At 65.8% G+C, this 506-nt stretch carries 1 protein-coding gene; it reads left to right on the top strand.

Translation table 11 applies throughout. The features are described from left to right. The coding region (locus tag PU724_RS33890; RefSeq protein WP_426213847.1) for an aminotransferase class I/II-fold pyridoxal phosphate-dependent enzyme at positions 1 to 506 on the top strand (506 nt) is incomplete at both ends.

The following is a 506-nucleotide window of genomic DNA, read 5'->3' as shown; positions in this document are numbered from 1 at the left end:
GTCGGCTTCGTCGGCAAGAACGGCCGCGGCTCGGCCGAGCATTGTGGCGTCGAGGGCAGGGTGGATATCATCACCGGCACGCTCGGCAAGGCGCTGGGCGGCGCGTCCGGCGGCTACACCTCAGGCAAAGCCCAGGTGGTCGACTGGCTGCGCCAGCGCTCGCGGCCCTACCTGTTCTCCAACACGCTGATGCCGGCGATCGCCGGCGCCTCGATCAAGGTGTTCGACATGATCCGCAATGGCGGCGCCTTTCGCGAGGGCCTCTATGCCAATGCGGAACGCTTCCGGTCTCAGATGGGCAAGCTTGGCTTCACGCTGGCTGGTGCAGATCATCCGATCATCCCGGTGATGCTGGGCGATGCGGCTCTGGCACAGGAGATGGCGGCACGCATGCTGAAGCGCGGCATCTATGTCATCGGCTTTTCCTTCCCGGTGGTGCCGAAGGGCCAAGCCCGTATCCGCACCCAGATGTCGGCGGCGCATTCCAGCGCCGATATCGACAGGGC

Origin of the sequence: Mesorhizobium abyssinicae (assembly GCF_049887195.1) — a bacterium.
Lineage (GTDB): Bacteria > Pseudomonadota > Alphaproteobacteria > Rhizobiales > Rhizobiaceae > Mesorhizobium > Mesorhizobium abyssinicae.
The sequence above is the reverse complement of the archived record's forward strand: the minus strand, read 5'-3'. Positions and strand labels throughout refer to the sequence as shown.